Source organism: Streptomyces sp. NPDC002463 (genome assembly GCF_042889835.1).
Taxonomy (GTDB): domain Bacteria; phylum Actinomycetota; class Actinomycetes; order Streptomycetales; family Streptomycetaceae; genus Streptomyces; species Streptomyces nymphaeiformis.
Window position 1 is genome coordinate 23,305 of record NZ_JBIARL010000002.1, and the last position, 18,776, is coordinate 42,080.

General features: G+C 73.1%; 18 protein-coding genes. 6 read left to right on the top strand and 12 right to left on the bottom strand.

Annotation, left to right across the window (positions count from 1 at the left end; translation table 11 throughout):
* The first annotated feature begins 24 nt into the window (after positions 1-24).
* Positions 25-429: a hypothetical protein gene (locus ACFYX3_RS05215; RefSeq protein WP_382661253.1), complete on the top strand. Its 405-nt coding sequence runs from the start codon at positions 25-27 to the stop codon at positions 427-429.
* 6 nt (positions 430-435) lie between these two features.
* On the opposite strand, the gene ACFYX3_RS05220 is transcribed toward ACFYX3_RS05215, so the two are convergent.
* From ACFYX3_RS05220 to ACFYX3_RS05230, 3 genes are read right to left on the bottom strand one after another with little or no spacing between them, the layout of a single operon-like run.
* Positions 436-1,104 (bottom strand): O-methyltransferase, encoded by a 669-nt coding sequence (locus ACFYX3_RS05220; RefSeq protein WP_389008225.1) that lies wholly within the window; start codon positions 1,102-1,104, stop codon positions 436-438.
* Positions 1,101-2,189 carry a DUF2330 domain-containing protein gene (locus ACFYX3_RS05225; RefSeq protein WP_389008228.1) on the bottom strand — a complete coding sequence of 363 codons (1,089 nt, stop codon included), beginning with the start codon at positions 2,187-2,189 and terminating at the stop codon, positions 1,101-1,103. The genes ACFYX3_RS05220 and ACFYX3_RS05225 overlap by 4 nt, the downstream gene beginning before the upstream one ends.
* A gap of 46 nt (positions 2,190-2,235) precedes the next feature.
* On the bottom strand, positions 2,236-3,522 hold the full coding sequence (locus ACFYX3_RS05230; protein WP_389008231.1) for a cytochrome P450: 1,287 nt from the start codon (positions 3,520-3,522) through the stop codon (positions 2,236-2,238).
* Positions 3,523-3,750: 228 nt separating this feature from the next.
* Between ACFYX3_RS05230 and ACFYX3_RS05235 the strand changes: the two genes are divergently transcribed.
* Complete coding sequence (locus ACFYX3_RS05235) at positions 3,751-4,920, top strand: steroid 3-ketoacyl-CoA thiolase (RefSeq protein ID WP_116161247.1); 1,170 nt, start codon at positions 3,751-3,753, stop codon at positions 4,918-4,920.
* Here ACFYX3_RS05235 and ACFYX3_RS05240 read toward each other — a convergent pair.
* The 7 genes from ACFYX3_RS05240 to ACFYX3_RS05270 all read right to left on the bottom strand — a co-directional run bounded on the left by ACFYX3_RS05240 (position 4,904) and on the right by ACFYX3_RS05270 (position 12,503).
* The gene (locus ACFYX3_RS05240; protein ID WP_389008236.1) at positions 4,904-6,001 is read right to left on the bottom strand and encodes an NAD(P)H-dependent flavin oxidoreductase; all 1,098 of its coding nucleotides are present in this window, start codon (positions 5,999-6,001) and stop codon (positions 4,904-4,906) included. The two genes, ACFYX3_RS05235 and ACFYX3_RS05240, sit on opposite strands and share 17 nt — an antisense overlap.
* 205 nt (positions 6,002-6,206) lie before the next feature.
* Positions 6,207-6,608, bottom strand: coding sequence for a transglycosylase SLT domain-containing protein (locus ACFYX3_RS05245; protein WP_116161249.1), 402 nt, complete (start codon positions 6,606-6,608; stop codon positions 6,207-6,209).
* 298 nt (positions 6,609-6,906) lie between these two features.
* A complete protein-coding gene (locus ACFYX3_RS05250; protein WP_389008240.1) occupies positions 6,907-7,773 on the bottom strand; it encodes an ECF transporter S component in 867 nt (288 codons plus the stop codon).
* Complete coding sequence (locus ACFYX3_RS05255) at positions 7,770-9,494, bottom strand: ABC transporter ATP-binding protein (protein WP_389008243.1); 1,725 nt, start codon at positions 9,492-9,494, stop codon at positions 7,770-7,772. The genes ACFYX3_RS05250 and ACFYX3_RS05255 overlap by 4 nt, the downstream gene beginning before the upstream one ends.
* Positions 9,491-10,627 carry an energy-coupling factor transporter transmembrane component T gene (locus tag ACFYX3_RS05260; RefSeq protein ID WP_389008246.1) on the bottom strand — a complete coding sequence of 379 codons (1,137 nt, stop codon included), beginning with the start codon at positions 10,625-10,627 and terminating at the stop codon, positions 9,491-9,493. The genes ACFYX3_RS05255 and ACFYX3_RS05260 overlap by 4 nt, the downstream gene beginning before the upstream one ends.
* Positions 10,603-11,232, bottom strand: coding sequence for an SCO2322 family protein (locus ACFYX3_RS05265; RefSeq protein ID WP_389008249.1), 630 nt, complete (start codon positions 11,230-11,232; stop codon positions 10,603-10,605). Before ACFYX3_RS05265 ends, ACFYX3_RS05260 begins: the two co-directional genes overlap by 25 nt.
* Positions 11,233-11,258: 26 nt before the next feature.
* A complete protein-coding gene (locus ACFYX3_RS05270) occupies positions 11,259-12,503 on the bottom strand; it encodes a prenyltransferase/squalene oxidase repeat-containing protein (RefSeq protein ID WP_389008252.1) in 1,245 nt (414 codons plus the stop codon).
* A 380-nt stretch (positions 12,504-12,883) separates the two neighbouring features.
* On the opposite strand from ACFYX3_RS05270, the gene ACFYX3_RS05275 reads away from it, so the two are divergent.
* Positions 12,884-14,452, top strand: coding sequence for a serine/threonine-protein kinase (locus ACFYX3_RS05275; RefSeq protein WP_389008255.1), 1,569 nt, complete (start codon positions 12,884-12,886; stop codon positions 14,450-14,452).
* 4 nt (positions 14,453-14,456) lie between these two features.
* Here the strand turns inward: ACFYX3_RS05275 and ACFYX3_RS05280 are convergent, their stop codons facing one another.
* Positions 14,457-15,494 (bottom strand): MBL fold metallo-hydrolase, encoded by a 1,038-nt coding sequence (locus tag ACFYX3_RS05280; RefSeq protein WP_389008258.1) that lies wholly within the window; start codon positions 15,492-15,494, stop codon positions 14,457-14,459.
* A gap of 122 nt (positions 15,495-15,616) precedes the next feature.
* On the opposite strand from ACFYX3_RS05280, the gene ACFYX3_RS05285 reads away from it, so the two are divergent.
* From ACFYX3_RS05285 to ACFYX3_RS05295, 3 genes are all read left to right on the top strand, one after another.
* A complete protein-coding gene (locus tag ACFYX3_RS05285; protein ID WP_389008261.1) occupies positions 15,617-17,077 on the top strand; it encodes an aldehyde dehydrogenase in 1,461 nt (486 codons plus the stop codon).
* The gene (locus ACFYX3_RS05290; protein ID WP_376589138.1) at positions 17,077-17,310 is read left to right on the top strand and encodes a ferredoxin; all 234 of its coding nucleotides are present in this window, start codon (positions 17,077-17,079) and stop codon (positions 17,308-17,310) included. The genes ACFYX3_RS05285 and ACFYX3_RS05290 overlap by 1 nt, the downstream gene beginning before the upstream one ends.
* A 101-nt stretch (positions 17,311-17,411) precedes the next feature.
* On the top strand, positions 17,412-17,963 hold the full coding sequence (locus ACFYX3_RS05295) for a hypothetical protein (RefSeq protein WP_389008264.1): 552 nt from the start codon (positions 17,412-17,414) through the stop codon (positions 17,961-17,963).
* Between the two features lie 110 nt (positions 17,964-18,073).
* Here the strand turns inward: ACFYX3_RS05295 and ACFYX3_RS05300 are convergent, their stop codons facing one another.
* Positions 18,074-18,706 (bottom strand): TetR family transcriptional regulator, encoded by a 633-nt coding sequence (locus ACFYX3_RS05300; RefSeq protein WP_376589134.1) that lies wholly within the window; start codon positions 18,704-18,706, stop codon positions 18,074-18,076.
* Between the last annotated feature and the right edge of the window lie 70 nt (positions 18,707-18,776).

The following is an 18,776-nucleotide window of genomic DNA, read 5'->3' on the forward strand; positions in this document are numbered from 1 at the left end:
AGGGATTCGGAGAGGAGTCCCACCATGCTGGGCGACGAGCTGGGAACGATCACGGGTGAGATGACGGGGATGCGCGTGCTGGCCGCGGACGGTGGCCATGCCGTCGTCGAGACCTCGTTCAGGGCGACGGGCACGCTTCTCGGCGTGGCCGTCAGGGACATGGGGACGTACGAGTCGGTCTCACGGCCCGACGGCACGCTCTTCGGCGAGGGCCAGGGGGTCACGATGACCCCGTCCGGAGACACGATCACCTGGCACGGCAGCGGTGTGGGACGGTTCACCGAGTCCGGCGGGGTCAGCTGGCGTGGCGGCCTCTTCTGGGAGACCGCCTCCGCCGAGTTCGCCCGGCTCAACGGGGTCGCCGGAATGTTCGAGTTCGAGACCGAGGAGAGCGGGAAGGTGTCGGGCACCCTCTGGGAGTGGAAGTAGGCCCGGTCAGTTGATGACGCGGGCCAGCAGCAGGCCGTCGTAGCCCTTCGTGCCGACCGTCTGGAGGGCCGTCGCGTCGAGGCGGGGTTCCGCGGCGATCAGGTCGAACATCTCGCGGGTCCCGGTGATCGCCGGGTCGTCCGGGTGCGGGGTGGCGATCCTGCCCTCGCGCACCACGTTGTCGACGACGATCACCGTGCCCGGACGGGAGAGCTTCAGCGCCCACGCCACATAGCGCGCGTTGTTGACCTTGTCCGCGTCGATGAAGACCAGGTCGAAGGGGCCCGCGCCCTCCGTCTCCAGCTGCGGAAGGGTGTCCAGGGCCGCGCCCGTGCGGACCTCGACGATCTTGTCGAGGCCGGCGCGGGCGATGTTGGCGCGGGCCACGTCCGCGTGCGCCGGGGAGTACTCCAGGGTGATCAGCCGGCCGTCGGCGGGCAGCGCGCGGGCCAGCCAGATCGTGCTGTAGCCGCCGAGGGTGCCGATCTCCAGGACGTTCCGCGCGCCCTGGATCGAGGCGAGCAGGTGGAGCAGCTTGCCCTGGTTGGGGGCGACGGCGATCTCCGGCAGGCCCGCCGCCGTGGAGTCGGCGAGCGCTGCCGTGAGTGCCTCGTCGGCGGGGGCGATCGTCTCGGTGAAGTAGTGGTCCACTGCCGTCCACTGAGGGTTCGTCATGCGGAGGAACGTACACCTGGGGCCCCGGCCGGACGCCGCCTTTTCACCCGTACGGCGAGCAGTGCCGCGAGCAGCAGGCCGCCGCCGACCGTCAGGAGCCAGGCCGGGACGCCGCCCAGGGTCAGCAGCCGGTCGGTGTACTCGGTCTCGCGGTACGGCGTGTCGGCGACGGTCCGCAGGTGGTGGTCGTCGTCGATCCGCTCGGGGTGCGGGAAGTGCTGCTCCAGGACGGTCAGGCGGACCGGCCGGTCGCCCGCGAGCTCCGCGACGGCGCCCTCGGGCCGCTCGATCGGGCCGGCGAACGTCACCTCGGGGCGGTCGCCGCCGATGGGGGAGCGGGGCTCCATCCGGTGGTCGGCGAGGACGTAGAGGCCGAGCGTCTGGGGTGTGCGGGCGAGGCGGGAGAGGCGCATGGGGTAGACGAGTTCGGGGGAGGCGAAGGCGATCCGCAGCGGGGTCAGTTCGCCGTAGAGGATCGCGCCCTGCTCCTGCGGGGCCAGGCGGACGGCGACGTACTCCCATTTCCGCTCGACGTACGGCTGGAGGGCGCCGGTGAGCCGCTCGGGCAGGTCGAAGCCGTTGGTGCGCAGCCAGTCGCCGAGGGCCTCGGGGTCGGTGGCGGTGAGCCGGGCCACGTCGAAGGGGCCGAGCCGTTCGCGTCCGACGACGCCGACGCCGCCCATGGTGGGTGGTGCGGCGGCGGCCCCGTCCCCGTTCGTGGCGTCGAACGGCCAGTCGCCTTCGCGCGGCCAGAAGTAGTACCGGTCGCGCTGCTCGGGCTCGGTGAGCCGGTCGAGTTCGTCGAAGAGCGCCGGGTCGCCGAGACGGACGTCGGCGCGGCCCGGCACCGGCATGATCCAGGCCGCGCGCTTGGCGTTCCCGTGGACGTTGAAGCGCATGACGACGGTCTCGGTGTGGCCGTCCCAGCGGACGGCCGACTCCTCCCGGTCGACGCCGATGCGCTGGGCCTTGTCCGGGATCATGGCGCCGCAGCCGCAGGCGTACGCCGGTGCGACGAGCGAGCCGAGTTGGAGCGCGAGCAGCGCGATGATGGTGGTCAGGATTCTGCTGTGTGTCCCCCGCATGGGAGCTCAGACGTACCCGGGGAAGATCCGGTTCCGCCGGTAGGGGTCATGCGGTGCGGACCCGGAGTTCCTTCACGCCGTTCAGCCAGGCCGCCCGCAGTCGGCGTGGTTCGCCGACGAGGGTGAGGTCGGGCAGGGTGTCGGCGATCGCGTGGAAGATCAGCTCGATCTCCTTGATCGCGAGGGACTTGCCGAGGCAGAAGTGGGGTCCGCCGCCGCCGAAGCCGAGGTGGGGGTTGGGGTCGCGGGTGATGTCGAAGCGTTCGGGGTCGGTGAAGACCTCGGGGTCGTTGTTGGCGGAGGAGTAGAAGAGGCCGACCCGGTCGCCCTTGCGGATCTTCTGCCCGCCGAGTTCGGTGTCCTGGGTCGCGGTCCGCTGGAAGGAGACGACGGGGGTCGCCCAGCGCACGATCTCCTCGGCGGCGGTCGCGGGCCGCTCGCGCTTGAAGAGTTCCCACTGGTCGGGGTGGGTGAGGAAGGCGTGCATGCCGTGGCTGATGGCGTTGCGGGTGGTCTCGTTGCCGGCGACGGCGAGCAGGAGCACGAAGAAGCCGAACTCGTCGGAGGAGAGGTTGCCCTGGCCCTCGGCGGCGACCAGCTGGCTGACGATGTCGGCGGCGGGGCACTCCTTGCGGGCGGCGGCCATGTTCATCGAGTAGCCGATGAGTTCCATGGCGGCCTCGGCGCCGATCTCCTCGGTGATGGCGTACTCGGGGTCGTCGTACGCGACCATCTTGTTCGACCAGTCGAAGATCCGGGAGCGGTCCTCCTGGGGGACGCCGATGAGTTCGGCGATGGCCTGGAGGGGGAGTTCGACGGCGACGCGGGTGACGAAGTCGAAGGTGCCGTCGGCGTCCGTGTCGCGCTTCGCCTCGGCGACGATGGCCCGGGCGCGGTCGTGCAGGGCGGTCTCCAGGTTCCGGATCGCGCGGGGGGTGAAGCCGCGCTGGACGATCTGGCGAACCCGGGTGTGCTCGGGCGGGTCCATGTTGAGCATGATCAGCTTCTGGACCTCGATCTGGTCGCGGCTGATGTGCTCGTTGAAGCGGATGACGGCGGTGTTCTCGTTCGAGGAGAACAGTTCGGGGTGGGTGGAGACGTACTTGACGTCCGCGTGGCGCGTGACCGCCCAGTACCCGCTGTCCGCGAAGCCGGTGACGCCGGCCGGCTGGGGGCACCACCACACGGGCGCGGTCTGCCGCAGCCGGGCGAACTCCGGGAAGGGGACGCGGTCGCGGAGCAGATCGGGGTCGGTGGCGTCGAACCCCTCGGGGAGCCCCTGGGGGAGATGCCCTTCGGGGAGTCGACCTCCGGGGAGATGGGGGCAGGCCATCGGCAACACTCTCCATATCTGATGGACCATCAGAAGTTGCCGGGAAAGTTAGTAACGAGTTCTACAAGTAGCAAGGGGCGGAACGGGAACTGTTGCGTCCCGGACCCTTGCGTACCGGCGGTAGCAGTCATAAGACTGCACTCAGAACTAGAACGCGTACTAGTTCCCCGTGACGCCGACCGACCGGGGTGCCGGGACACCCCGTCCGGTCGAGGAGAGGACGAGCTCATGGCCGCGGAACCCGTCATCGTCGAAGCCGTACGCACCCCCATCGGCAAGCGCGGAGGCGCGCTCGCCAACCTCCACCCCGCCTACCTCCTGGGCGAGACCTACCGCGAACTCCTCGGGCGCACCGGCATCCACGCCGACTGCGTCGAGCAGATCGTCGGCGGTACGGTCACCCACGCAGGCGAGCAGTCCATGAACCCGGCGCGCACCGCCTGGCTCACCATGGGCCTGCCCTACGAGACGGCCGCCACCACCGTCGACTGCCAGTGCGGCTCCTCCCAGCAGGCCAGCCACATGGTCGCCAACATGGTCGCGGCCGGCGTCATCGACATCGGGATCTCCTGCGGCGTCGAGGCCATGTCCCGCGTCCCGCTCGGCTCCGGCTCCAAGCACGGTCCCGGCAAACCGTTCCCCGACGAGTGGAACGTCGACCTGCCCAACCAGTTCGAGGCCGCCGAGCGCATCGCCCGCCGCCGCGGACTCACCCGCGAGCGCGTCGACTCCCTCGGTCTGCTCTCCCAGGAACGGGCCGCGGTCGCCTGGTCCGAGGAGCGCTTCAAGCGCGAGACCTTCGCCGTCCAGGTCCCCACCACGGAGGCCGAACAGGCCGCCGGACAGGGCATGTGGCGGCTCGTCGACCGCGACGAGGGCCTGCGTGACACCACCATGGAGGGCCTGGGCCGCCTCAAGCCCGTCATGCCCACCGCCATCCACACCGCCGGGAACTCCTCGCAGATCTCCGACGGCGCCTCCGCCGTCATGTGGGCCTCCAAGCGCATGGCCCGCGCCCTGAAGCTGAAGCCGCGCGCCCGGATCGTCGCCCAGGCCCTCGTCGGCGCCGACCCGCACTTCCACCTGGACGGGCCGGTCGACGCGACGCGGGCGGTCCTCGGCAAGGCCGGGATGTCACTCAAGGACATCGACCTCGTCGAGATCAACGAGGCCTTCGCGTCGGTGGTGTTGAGCTGGGCGCAGGTCTTCGACCAGGATCTGGAGAAGGTCAACGTCAACGGCGGCGCCATCGCCCTCGGTCACCCCGTCGGCGCCACCGGGGCCCGGCTCATCGCCACCGCCCTGCACGAACTGGAGCGCACCGACAAGGAGTTCGCGCTCATCACCATGTGCGCGGGCGGGGCGCTCGCGACCGGGACGATCATCCAGCGGCTTTGACCGCGTCCTCGACGAGGGCGGAGAGGTACGCGGCGGCCGAAGGCTCACGCGCCAGCGCCGCCGCCTGGCCGGCCCAGAGGTTCACGTACTCGGGCCGGCCCCGCTCCGCCGCGGCCCGGCGGATCGGCCCCATCAGCGCGTTCTGCACGGGATACGGCGGTACGAGCTCCTCGTGGGCCGCCATCTCCCGGACGAAGCCGTTCGGGATGCCCCGCGCCGGGCGCCCCGAGAAGAGCCGGGTGAGCACGGTCGTCCGGGCCCGAGGGGTGCCGAGGACCCGCCGGTGCGCCTCGCTCGCCCCCGACTCGCGCGCGGCGAGGAAGCCGGTGCCCACCTGGACGGCGTCCGCGCCGAGCGCGAGCGCGGCGGCGACCCCGCGCCCGTCGGCGATCCCGCCCGCCGCGACCACCGGGACCGTCACCGCGTCCGCCACCTGCGGGACGAGCGAGAAGGTGCCGACCAGGGACTCCCGTACGGGACGGAGGAACGCGCCCCGGTGACCGCCCGCGTCGCTGCCCGAGGCGACGACCGCGTCCACCCCGGCCTCCTCCAGGGCCACCGCCTCCTCCACCGTCGTCGCCGTGCCGAGCACGACGATCCCGCGCCGCCGGGCCTCCGTGACCAGGCGCCGGGGAGGCAGGCCCATGACCAGGCTGATCACCGGCGGGGCGGCCGCGATCAGGGCGTCCAGCTGCGCGTCGAAGTCGGGCCACGCGCGTACGTCCTCGGCGCTCGGCGGCCGGACCCCCAGCTCCTCGTAGTACGGGCGAAGCCGTTCGACGTGCTCGGCGAGTGCGGAGGCGGGGAGCTCGGCCCGCTCTCCCTCCTGAGGCACCCAGAGGTTGACGGCGAAGGGGCGGCCGGTCGCGGCGCGGAGCGCGGCCACGAGCGCGGTGATCTCCTCGGGGGTGTGGATGTGCGCCCCGTACGAACCGAGGCCGCCGCCCTCGGAGACGGCGGCGGCCAGCTCGACGGAGGAGAGGCCCCCGCCGAAGGGGCCCTGGACGACGGGGAGCGGGATCCCGACGAGCTCGCCGAAGCGGCCGGGCGGGAGGACGGGGTGTGCGGGGTGTGCGGGCATGGGCCACCTCCGGTGTCGCGGCGGACCGTCCGGTGGGGGCCGCCGATGCCGGGAACACTAGACGAGGCTAGACGACCGGTCTACTAAATCTCGCGAGAGGGAGAGCGGCGCGGACGAGAGGGAGAGCGGCCCGGAAAACGCCGCAGGCCCCGCCCCTCCGTGAGGAGGGCGGGGCCTTGCGGATGCGCGCTGCGGCAGGTGCTTCTTAGTACCAGCCGTTGGCCTGCCAGAACGCCCAGGCGGCGTTCGGGGAGCCGTAGCGCTCGTTCATGTAGTTGAGACCCCACTTGATCTGGGTGGCGGGGTTCGTCTTCCAGTCGGAACCGGCCGAGGCCATCTTGGAGGCCGGGAGGGCCTGGACCAGGCCGTAGGCGCCCGAGGACGAGTTGGTGGCGGTGTGGTTCCAGCCGGACTCGTGCTCGACGATCTTGCTGAAGGACGCGAACTGCGCCGGCGGGACGATCTGGCGGGCGATCTCCTGCTCCGAGGCGGCCGAGGCCGAACCCGTCGTGCCCATCACCGCGGCCGACGTGCCGACGAGCACGGCGGCGGAGACGGCGAAGGTCTTCTTGTGGGCGTTGACACGAGTGGCGATCGAGCGGAACAAAACGTCTTACCTAACGTCGGGGACAAGGGTCGCGCCGGGCGCTTTCGGCATGCCGGAACCAGAGCCCGGGAGACCCGGAAGCTGGGGGAACCGGCCTGCCGTGGCGCTCTCGGACGAGATGTCCTGAGCACCGGCTGCCTGGCGACGTCCACCAGAGAAGCAGGGTCGGAACGGCCGGGCAAGGACCCCCAGTACGAGGGAGGTTCGGACCCGGGGGGTCGGCGAGGGTGGGTGGGTGTGCGGTGTTTTCGCAGGTCGTGGCCTGCTGTGAGGCGGTTTGGTCAGGTCTGACCGTCTACTATTTCGCCTCGTACGTGACGTACGTCCTATGGGGCGCCTCACTCGGGGAGGCCTCTTCCGGGGCCTCGAATGTGACCTGGGCCTCGAAGTTCGCCCGCCGCGTGGCCCGCCGCAGCGCCCTCAGGAGCGTCCCGCCGACCGTGAGCGTCAGGACGACCGTCAGAGCGGCGCGGCCCAGGTCCCAGCCGAGGGAGGTGGCGAGGACGTACGCGAGGAAACGGACCAGGTTCTCGTGCACCGGATCCCCGGGCACGAAGGAGATCGCCTGGCCGATGCCGCCGACCGTCACCCAGCCGTAGAGGTTGGTGACCGTGCCGTACGCGAACGCCGCCACGAATCCGTACGCGGACAGCATCAGCAGCTCGGCCCGCCCCCGCAGCCTGTCCGGGCCCGGCAGCAGCCCCGCGCCCATCGCGAACCAGCCCATCGCCAGCATCTGCGTCGGCATCCACGGACCCACCCCGCCCGTGAGCAGCGCCGACGCGAACATCGTCACCGCACCCAGGACGAAACCGAAGCCCGGCCCGAGGACCCGGCCGCTCAGCACCATCAGGAAGAACATCGGCTCCAGACCGGCCGTCCCCGCTCCCAGTGGGCGCAGCGCCGCGCCCACCGCGGCGAGCACGCCCAGCATCGCCACCGCCTTCGCGTCCATCCCGCAGTCCGCGATCGTCGCCACGACGACCGCGATGAGGAGGGGGAGGAGCAGGGCGAAGAGCCAGGGGGCGTCGGCCGCGTGGTTCGTGACCGCCGCCGTCCTGTCGGCGAAGAGCGGCCAGCCGATCCCGATCAGACCGACGAGGGAGACGAGGAGGAGTGCGGCCACCGAGCGCGGGCCGAGGCGGAGGGGACGTGCCGTCTTCACAGGGCCGCCTCCACCTGCTCGACCGTGAGCCACGGCCGCGGCGCCAGGATCTTCGCCACCTGCGGCGAGAACGCCGGCGAGGACACCACCACCTCGGCCGTCGGGCCGTCCGCGACCACCTCGCCGTCCGCGACGATCACCACCCGGTGCGCCAGCTCCGCCGCCAGCTCCACATCGTGCGTCGCGAGCACGATCGCGTGCCCGTCCGCGGCGAGGGTCCTCAGGTGGGTCACGAGCCGGGCCTTCGCCGCGTAGTCCAGGCCGCGCGTCGGCTCGTCGAGCAGGAGCAGCGGCGGGCGGCCCGTCAGGACCACGGCCAGCGCGAGGGCCAGCCGCTGGCCCTCGGACAGGTCGCGGGGGTGCGTGTCGTCCGCGACCCCCGGCAGCAGTTCCTCCACCAGGGCCCGGCAGGTCCCCGGCTCCGCGCCCGCGTCCGCGTCGGCCGCCGCGCACTCGGCCACGACGGTGTCCGCGTACAGGAGGTCCCTCGGTTCCTGCGGTACGAGGCCGACCTGGCGGATCAGGTCGCGGGGGTCGGTGGCGTGCGGGGCCCGGCCGGCGACCCGGACGCTGCCGGCCGTCGGCTCGATCATGCCGACGAGCGTGGAGAGCAGGGTGGACTTGCCCGCGCCGTTGCGGCCCATGAGGGCGACGGTCTCGCCGGGGGCGACGGTCAGGTCGATGCGGCGGAGGGCCTCGACGCGGCCGCGGCGGACGGCGAGGCGTTCGGTGAGGAGGAGGGGGGCCGTGGCGGGTGCGGGTGCGGGGCGGGCGCGGCGTCGTCGGAACAGGGAGAAGCCCCCACTCCTCCCCCTACGCCCGAGGGCGTGGGGGGACCCCCACTTCCCGAAACCGGGGGCTCCGCCCCCGGACCCCCGCGCCTCGAACGCCGGCGGGGCTGGATTCTCGGGAACCCGCCCCTCCAGCCTCGCCTTCAACGGCGTCGCCCGCCGCCGCGCATCCCGCACCGTAAGCGGCAGCGGATCCCACCCCGCCACCCGCCCCAGCGCCACCACCGGCGGATGTACCGGCGAGACCGCCATGATCTCCGCCGGCGGGCCCATGACCGCCTCCGGCAGGAGGAGGACCTGGTCCGCGTACTGGACGACGCGCTCCAGGCGGTGTTCCGCGAGGAGGACCGTCGTGCCGAGGTCGTGGACCAGGCGCTGGAGGACCGCGAGGACGTCCTCCGCCGCCGAGGGGTCGAGCGCGGAGGTCGGTTCGTCGAGGACGAGGACCTTGGGGTGCGGGGTCAGGACGGAGCCGATCGCGACCCGCTGGCGCTGGCCGCCGGAGAGCGTGGCGATCGGGCGGTCGCGGAGCTCCGCGAGGCCCAGGAGGTCCAGGGTCTCCTCGACCCGGCGGCGCATCACGCCGGGCGCGAGGCCCAGGGACTCCATGCCGTACGCGAGCTCGTCCTCGACCGTGTCGGTGACGAAGTGCGCGGACGGATCCTGCCCCACCGTGCCCACCAGGTCGGCGAGCTCGCGCGGCGGATGCGTGCGGGTGTCGCGGCCGTCGACCGTCACCCGTCCGGTCAGCGTGCCGCCCGTGAAGTGGGGGACGAGACCGGAGACCGCGCCGAGGAGCGTCGACTTGCCGACGCCCGAGGGGCCGACGAGGAGCACGAGCTCCCCCTCGGGGACGGTGAGGTCCACGTTCCGCAGGGTCGGTTCGGCGTCGTCCTCGTACCTCACGGAGACGTTCTCGAAGCGGATCACACGTTCTCCTTGGATACGGGTACGGGCGCCACGAACGCCGGCACCAGGCCCACCAGGACCGACACCGCCGGCCACAGCGGCAGCTCCGGCGCCTCCAGGGGGACGACCCCGGGGTGCAGCGCCTCCGGGGCGTACGCGTTCGCCCGGATCATCAGGACCGCGACCGCCATCCCGGAGCCCGCGACCAGCCAGGCCCGCGCGCCCCAGCGGTCGGGCCGGTAGCGGGTACGGACGGTCCTGCGGCCGCCGAGCCGGAGCCCGGCCATCGCGGCGAGCAGCCCCGCGCCGAGCAGCGGGAGCCCGTACCCCGCGCCCTCCGCCGCGAGCAGCCCGTACGAGCCGGCGCACACGCCGAGGAGTCCGCCCAGGGTCAGGACGTTCGTGGTGCGGCGTACCGCCGCCGGGACCTGCGCCGTCCGCCCGTACCCGCGCGCGTCCATCGACGCGGCGACCGCGATCGACCGCTCCAGGGCCCCCTCCAGGACCGGCAGGCCGATCTGGAGCACCGCCCGCACCCCGCCCGTGGGCCGGCCGCGCAGCCGGCGGGCGGTGTGCAGCCGGGCCACGTCGGCGACCATGTTCGGCGCGAAGGTCATCGCCACGACGACGGCGACCCCCGCCTCGTACAGCGCGCCCGGCAGCGACTTGAGGAGTCGCGCCGGGTTGGCGAGGGCGTTCGCGGCGCCCACGCAGATCAGCAGGGTCGCCAGCCTGGCGCCGTCGTACAGCGCGAACACCAGCTGTTCGGCCGTCACCCGGCCCCCGATCCGTACCCCTTGGGCCCAGTCGGGCAGCGGCACCTCGGGCAGCGTGAACAGCTCGTACGTACCGGGGACGGGGGAGCCGAGCAGCAGCGAGAACACCACCCGCAGGGCCACCACGAACAGGCCGAGCTTCACGAACGCGCCGTACGAACGGGCCCAGGGCGCGTCCGTGCGCCGGGCCGCCACCACATATCCGGCCACCCCGACGAGCAGCCCGAGCAGCAGCGGGTTCGTGGTCCGGGAGGCGGCGACGGCCAGGCCGAGCGCCCACAGCCACCACGCGCCCGCGTGCAGGGCGTTGGCCCGGCTCGCCTCGGGGGCGGCAAGGACACGGACGGCGCCACTCATCGGCGCCGGCGGGCCTTCCATATCGCCGCCCCGCCGAGGGCCAGGACGGCCGCGCCGCCGGCGAGCACGCCGAAGGACGGGCCGCCGCCGTCGGAGGAGGCCTCCGCCTTCGGTGCGGCGGGTGCGGCGGACGCCTTCTCCGTGACCTGCTCGCCGCAGCCCCGCGCCGGGTAGCCCGCGATCCCGCACAGCATGGCCGCGCTGTCGTACCGCAGCGGCTTCGCCACCGCGGCCAGCGCCTCCGCGCCCGTCGCGTCCTCGCGGACCTGCGCACAGCCGACCTCGATCAGCTTCTTCGGCGGGGTCTCGCCGGGCGGCGCGTCCAGCGGACCGCCGAAGTCGACGACGACCGCGATCCGCTTCGTGCCGTCCTTCTTCTCCACACCCCCGCAGATCCCGGAGAAGTCGGGGGTGACGGAGGGCCGGGACATGTCGTCCGTGCCGTTGCTGATCGCGAACCGGAACCCGAGGGCGTCGCCGTCGGCGGGCCGGGCGGTCGCCGGACCCTGCGTGGCGTACGTCCACGGCTTTCCGCCGGCGCTCTCCCAGAACGACCAGTAGCGGTAACCGGCCGCCTGCGCGGGGGCCGCCGCGACCGCCGTCAGGGTCAGGAGCGCCCCGGTCACGGCACCCGCGGCCCTCGTCGCCGCGCTCACTTCTTGCGGCCGCTCACGAGGAAGCCGATGCCGACGGCGAGGACCGTGCCGATGCCGATGATCCACCAGACGTCGAAGCCGGACTCGTCCTCGGTGGAGGAGGCGGAGGTGTCCGGGGCCTTCGGCGCGGGGCCGGTGGCGTTGAGCTGCTCGACCAGGTCCGTCGTGCCGAACCTGCGCGGGTCGGTCTCCGTCGAGCGGGCCGCCAGGATCAGCTGCGCGTACGCGGCCGGGCCGCCCTCCTTCGCCCAGGCCGCGGAGTTCTTCTCCAGCCACGTCAGGGCCGGCTCGGCCTCCTTGGTGGCACCGGCGGCGGCGAGCGCGACGACCGCGTCGGCGGTGTTGCCTATGTCGGGCTGCTCGGTGGTGTCGGTGGCGCCCGGCATGGGCGGCAGGGTGAGGTGGCCGGTCTTCGCGAGCGCCTTCGACAGGTAGGAGGCGCCGTTCAGCGCGGCCCGCCCGACGGTCGGCTTCGACAGGTCGGTGCAGGCCGGCGGCTGCTGGGGGGAGGCCTTGGTGGCGACGACGCTCTTGCCGAGCCCGGCGAGGGTCGCCGCCGCGGTGGCGTCGGCGTTGGCCAGGAGCTTGCCCGTCTTGTCCGGCTGGTACGCGAACGCTCCCGCGCCCTCCTTGTCCGAGCACGGCAGGGCGAACGTCAGGAGCGCGTCGTACGGGCTGCGGCCCTCGGCGGAGGTGAACGAGCCGGGCCGCACGCCGATCGCGGCGAGCGCGCCGATCACGACCGACGTGGAGTTGGCGTCGCTCGGGCCGCCGACGCCGTAGCCCCAGCCGCCGTCCTTGTTCTGCACGGTCCGCAGCCAGTCGGAACCGGCCTTGACGGCCTTGTCGATCGCGCTGGGGGCGGCGGCCTGGCCGCGCACGGCGCGGAGCGCCTGGACGGCGACGGCGGTGGCGTTGGTGTCCCGCATCGTCTTCTCGTCGCAGGGCTTCGACACGTCCGCGCGGTACGAGGCGAACGAGCCGTCCTCGCACTGCTGGCCGAGGAGCCAGCTCACGGCCTGGTCGGCGGGCTGGAAACCGGTGCCGCGCTGGGCGAGGAAGGCGAGCGACTGACGCCAGACACCGTCGTACGTCGGGTCCTTCGTGCCGTACAGGCCGGCCGGGAGGGTGCCGGTCGAGGGGGTCGGGGACGGCGCGGCGGCGGCCGGGAAGGCCGCTCCGGTGCCGAGCGCGACTGCGGCGGCGGCGAGCGCGGCGGCGCCGCGGCGGACGGTGTTCATGGGGCCCTCTCCTGCGGCCGGGCACCGGCACGCCTCGGGGCACCAGGCTCCGGCTCCGTATTCCTCGACGGTGCCGGCGGTCACGTCCCGGGCGGGGCATTCCGACGTGCCGATCTCGGGAGAGACGGCTCACGGAACGGGGTGTCCCCTGCTCGAGCGAAGCCGAGAGCTCGGGGAAGGGTCGGTGCCGGATTTCCACCGGCTTCCCCCCGTACGGGCATGATGACGACGGGCCCACTCTACCGGCCCGTATGCCCGCCGCTCCGGGGGTGGGAGGCGCTTCACACCGGGTGGGGAAGGACGCTCCCCGGGAGCTCGTCGCTGTGCCATGCTGACGCCGCCACGACACCACGACGACGGCGTCTTCACGGGGGTGCGGAATGCGGGCGTTGGCCGAGAGCGACCCGGGGACGGTCGGTCCCTACCGGCTCCTCTACCGGCTGGGCGAGGGCGGCATGGGCCGCGTCTACCTGGGCCGCTCGCGCGGCGGCCGGACGGTCGCGCTGAAGGTGGTGCACGGCGCGCTCGCCGGTGACCCGGGCTTCCGGACGCGCTTCGCCCGCGAGGTGCGGGCCGCCCAGTCCTTACGCGGAGCCGGTACGGTCCCGGTCCTCGACGCCGACCCGGACGCGGAGGTGCCCTGGCTGGCCACCGCGTACGTGCCGGGTCCCGCGCTCTCCGAGGCCGTCCTGGCGCACGGCCCCCTCCCCGAACCGGCCCTCTGGCGGCTGCTCTCCGGCCTCGCGCACGCCCTCGACGGCGTGCACCGGGCGGGGCTCGTGCACCGGGACGTCAAGCCGTCGAACGTCCTGCTCTCGCCGTCAGGACCCCTGCTCATCGACTTCGGCATCGCCCGCTCCGCCGACGAGACGGCCCTGACGGGGACGGGCCTGGTCGTCGGCTCACCCGGCTTCATGTCGCCCGAGCAGGCGGAGGGGCGGACGGTCGGACCCGCGGCCGACCTCTTCTCGCTCGGCGCGGTGCTGGCCTTCGCGGCGACCGGGCGCGGACCCTTCGGTGGCGGTTCGGTGGCGGAGCTGCTGTACCGGCTCGTCCACCACGAGCCCGACCTCGCCGGGGTGGAGGGGCCGTTCGCGGAGCTCGTACGGCGCTGCCTGGCCAAACGGCCGGAGGACCGCCCGCAGGTGACCGAGCTGGCGGCGGCCGCGGACGCCCACCGGGAGGATTCGGGGAGCTGGCTGCCGGCGCCGGTGGTCGCGGCGATCGCGCAGAAGGCGGAGGAACTGCTCAACGCGGAGACGGAGTTCGAGCCGGATGCCGGGCCCGCTTCGGTGCCCACGGGTTCGAGTACGGGGACGGCGCCCGCGACCGCCGCCACCACCGTCCTCCCTCCGCCGCCCCCCACAGCCGTTCTGCCCCCGCCCCGCGCCGCTGTCCGGGGGCCGGCCGCCTCCGCGCCGCGGGCCCGGGCCTCCTCGACCGGAGTGCCGACCGCGCGGGAGCGCGCCGTGCGGGCGCTGACCACTGGTCTGGGGAGGCCCCTGTTCGGCCTGTTCTACCTCGTGCCGATGGTGGCCTTCCTCGTGGGCGGGGTCGATCTCCTGAGCCGGGCGGAGGCGTACCCCTCGCTCTCCGACCAGGCGCAAGGCCCCTACCAGTGGGCGATGGACGACTGGTGGCGCGTCCCCGCGACGCTGCTCCTGATCGCCGCGACGGCCGGACTCCAGGGCTACCGGGGGCGGCTGCTCACGGTCCGGCCCGGCCGGGTCCGGCTGTGGTCGGCCGGGGTCGCCCTCTACTGGATCGCGCTGATCGCCGTACTGACCCTCCACCTCCTGTGGTTCCTGTTCGTCCACAACGGCTACGACTACTACGAGCACGGCGGGCAGCACTGGCTGTGGTGGGTGGCGATCCCGGTGATGGTGCTCGGCGGCGGAATCTCCCCCCTGGTCCTGGTCATGTCGCTCATCCGCCTGTTCAAGGCCTGACGTCTCAGACCGCGATGTACGTGACCGGGTCCGCGCCCGCCACGGGCTCCGCGCGTCCGAGCTTCACCAGGCGGCGGACGTGGGCCTCGGCCTCGCTGACGGCGATGTTGCGGGAGCCGTACGGGATCTGCTCCCAGGGGCGGTTCCACTCCATGCGCTCGGCGAGCTGCCAGGGCGTGAGCGGGGTGGCGAGGAGGGCGAGGAGGCCGGTGAGGCGTTCCTCGTGGTGGTCGAGGAGTTCGCGGACGCGGCCGGCGGCGTCGGCGAAGGCGTGCTGGTGGGCGGGGAGGACCTCGGCGACGCCGAGGCGGCCGATCCGTTCGAGGGAGTCGAGGTAGTCGCCGAGGGGGTCGGTCTCGGTGACATCGTCGGGGTCCTCGTACAGGCCGATGTGCGGGGTGATCCCGGGCAGCAGGTGGTCGCCGGAGAAGAGCCGGCCGTGGCCGGGCAGCCGGGAGGGGTGCTCCTCCTCCAGGTGGAGGCAGACGTGCCCGGGGGTGTGGCCGGGGGTCCAGATGGCACGCAGCCGGCGTCCGGCCAGGTCGAGGAGTTCGCCGGGGACGATCTCGCGGTCGGGGAGGGCCGAGCGGAGACCGGGCAGGGTCCGCATCCGGCCGGCGGCGCGGGCGGCCCGGAGCGGGGCGATGTGGTCCTCGGGGGCGCCGACGGTGGCGAGTTTGCGGGCGAGGTAGTCGAACCAGGTGCCGGGTTCGGACTCCCGAGTGCGGCGGACGACGGCCGTGTCGGCGGCGTGCATGGCGATCCAGGCGCCGGACTCCTCCCGGACCCGGCCGGAGAGGCCGTGGTGGTCGGGGTGGTGGTGGGTGATGACGACGCCGTGGATCTCCCGCACGGACAGACCCAACGCGTCGAGCCCGCCGGTGAGTTCGCCCCAGGAGGCCGGGTCGTCCCAGCCGGTGTCGACGAGGACCGGGCCGCGGTCGGTGTCGAGGACGTGGACCAGGGTGTGGCCCAGCGGATTGTCCGGGATGGGCACCCGCAGGGACCAGACGCCACCACCGTGCTCGGTCACCTGGGTCATGAGCGTCCTCGTCTCTGCGTACCGGTACGGCCATTGCCCACCATAACTAGAACTGGTATCAGTTCTGAAGCATCGTCAGGAAACCCAGTGGGCCAATTCCATCTCCTCGGGAGGCAGCGGTCATGACCGAGCTTGTGGAGCACGGAAAGCTGTTCATCGGCGGGGAGTTGACCGACCCGCACGGCGACGTGGTCATCGAGGTGATCTCCCCGCACACCGAGCAGGTCATCGGCCGCGTCCCGCACGCCTCCGAGGCCGATGTCGACCGGGCCGTCGCCGTCGCCCGGAGGGCCTTCGACGAAGGGCCCTGGCCGCGGATGACGGTCGAGGAGCGGATCGCCGTCGTCACCCGCATCAAGGACGCGATCGCCGTGCGGTACGAGGAGATCGGCCGCTGCATCAGCGCGCAGAACGGCTCCCCGTACTCCTGGTCCGTCCTCGCCCAGGCGCTCGGCGCGATGATGGTCTGGGACGCGGCGATCACCGTCGCCCGGGACTTCCCGTACGAGGAGCGGCGCGGCGGCGTCCTCGGGCCGCTGCTCGTGCGGCGCGAGCCGGTCGGTGTCGTCGCGGCCGTCGTCCCGTGGAACGTGCCGCAGTTCACCGCCGCCGCCAAGCTGGGGCCCGCGCTGCTCGCCGGATGCACGGTGGTCCTCAAGCCCTCGCCGGAGTCGCCCCTCGACTCGTACATCCTCGGCGAGATCGCGGCGGAGGCCGGGCTCCCCGAAGGGGTCCTGTCGATCCTGCCCGCCGACCGCGAGGTCAGCGAGTACCTCGTCGGGCACCCCGGCGTCGACAAGGTGTCCTTCACCGGCTCGGTCGCCGCCGGCAAGCGGGTCATGGAGGTCGCCTCCCGCAACCTCACCCGCGTCACCCTCGAACTGGGCGGGAAGTCGGCCGCGGTGATCCTGCCGGACGCCGACCTGGAGACCGCCGTCGCCGGGATCGTCCCGGCCGCCTGGATGAACAACGGGCAGGCGTGCGTGGCCCAGACCCGGATCCTCGCGCCCCGCGCGCGGTACGAGGAGATCGCCGAGGCCTTCGCCGCGGCGGCCGGCGCGCTCGTCGTCGGCGACCCGCTCGACCCGGCCACCCAGGTCGGACCGCTCGTCGCCCGGCGCCAGCAGCAGCGCTCCCTCGACTACATCGGGATCGGCCAGGCGGAGGGCGCGAAGCTCCTCACCGGCGGCGGACGCCCGGACGGCCTCGACCGCGGCTGGTACGTCGAGCCGACCCTCTTCGGCGACGTCGACAACTCCATGCGGATCGCCCGCGAGGAGATCTTCGGCCCGGTCATCTGCCTCCTGCCGTACGGGGACGAGGCAGAGGCCCTGCGGATCGCGAACGACTCCGACTTCGGCCTTTCCGGCAGCGTCTGGACCGGTGACGTCGAGCACGGCATCGACTTCGCCCGCCGGGTCCGCACCGGCACCTTCAACGTCAACACCTTCAGCCTCGACATGCTCGGCCCCTTCGGCGGCTACAAGAACTCCGGCGTGGGACGGGAGTTCGGCCCCGAGGGCTTCGGCGAGTACCTGGAGCACAAGATGATCCACCTGCCGGCCGGATACGGGGACGCGTGATGGGCGACCGCTGGCACGTCGAGGTCGACCGGAGCGTCTGCATCGGCTCCGGCATGTGCGTCAACCACGCCCCCGGCGGCTTCCGCCTCGACGCAGCCCGCCAGTCCCACCCGGTGGAGCCGGAGACGGACGCGGGCGAACGCCTCCTCGCGGCGGCGGAGGGCTGCCCGGTGGAGGCCATCCTCATCACCCTGGCGGACGGAGGCGAGCCGGTGTTCCCGCCGGAGGAGTGACGGGGAGGGCCGGGCGGGACGGCACTGTCGTTCCCTTGTGCAAAACTATGCCCCTTGGTACGGGGGCAAGAGGCCTTCGTGTGCGCTGATTTGGGAGTGCTGTGCGCAAGGCGAAGTTGGTGGCCGCGGCCGCCGGTGTGATTCTGCTCGTCGCGGGCTGCGGCAGCGAGGGCGGTGCCGACAAGGGCGGTTCGTCCTCGGCCGGTTCCTCCTCGGCCGGTTCGGCCTCGACGGGCGGTTCCGGCGCGGGCGGTTCGAGCGACCAGAAGCTGGACGCGGCCGCGGTCACCAAGGAGTTGACGGACGCGGCGACGGAGGCCGGCTTCACGCAGGACTCCTCGGGCGAGCAGGTTCCGGCCGAGGCCAAGGACTGCATGGTCAGCTGGACGGCCGACGCCGAGAAGGCCGCCGACCCGGCGAAGTCGTACGCGTCCACGGTCTCGACGCTGACCGGGACCGGCTGGACCGAGGAGCGGAGCTCCGGTGTGGGCGGCTCGGTGATCAAGTCGCTGACGAAGAGCAGCTGGAAGCTCCAGGCCAGCAACCACTCGGCGGGCCCGCTGAAGCTGGTGATGTTCGTGGCCGTCGACAGTAGCCCGGAGTGCGCGGCGGTCCTCGCCAAGAGCAACGCCAAGGCGCAGCAGGGCTCCTGACCCCGCACCGCCCGCGCCCCCCCGGCGGCTGGACCGCCGGGGGGCGCGGGCGGGGCCGCTCGGTCCGTCGGTTCCTGCCGGGTGGGCCGCCGGGGCGCGGGCGGGACGTCTCAGGCCGATGCCTCCGACGCCTCCGGTGCCGTCAGGTCGATCAGTCGGCAGACCGTCTCGATGTCGATCTTCACCTGTGCGATCGACGCGCGTCCGGACAGCCAGGTGATCAGCGCCGAGTGCCAGGTGTGCTCGATCACCCGGACCGCCGAGAGCTGGCCCGGGGTCGGGTGCTCCGCCCCCATCGCGTCCAGGATGATCGCGGTCGTCAGCCGGGAGACCGTGTCGACCTCGGGGCTCACGCTGCGGTCGGCGAAGGTCAGCGCCCGCACCATCGCGTCGGCGAGCTGCGGCTCCCGCTGGAGCGCCCGGAACGCGCGCATCAGGGTCTCCGCGACCCGCTGCGCCGGGTCCGCGCCGGCGGGCGGCCGCTTCCGCAGCGTGGTGTGCATGTGCTGGAGCTGGTCCTGCATGGTCGCCACGAGCAGGTGGATCTTGGAGGGGAAGTACCGGTAGAGGGTGCCGAGGGCGACCCCCGCCGCCTCGGCGACCTCACGCATCTGCACGGCGTCGAAGCCGCCCCTGGCGGCGAGCTGGGCGCTGGCGTTCAGGATGCGGCGGCGCCGCGCCTCCTGGCGTTCCGTGAGGGGCGGTGACGCCGGTCTGTGGTCCGCTCTGTCGACTGCGGTCATGTGGTCCCGTTCCGTGCGTCTTCCGTGCGGTGGGGAGCGACAGTATGGCGTCACGCCCGCCGTGGCGCGA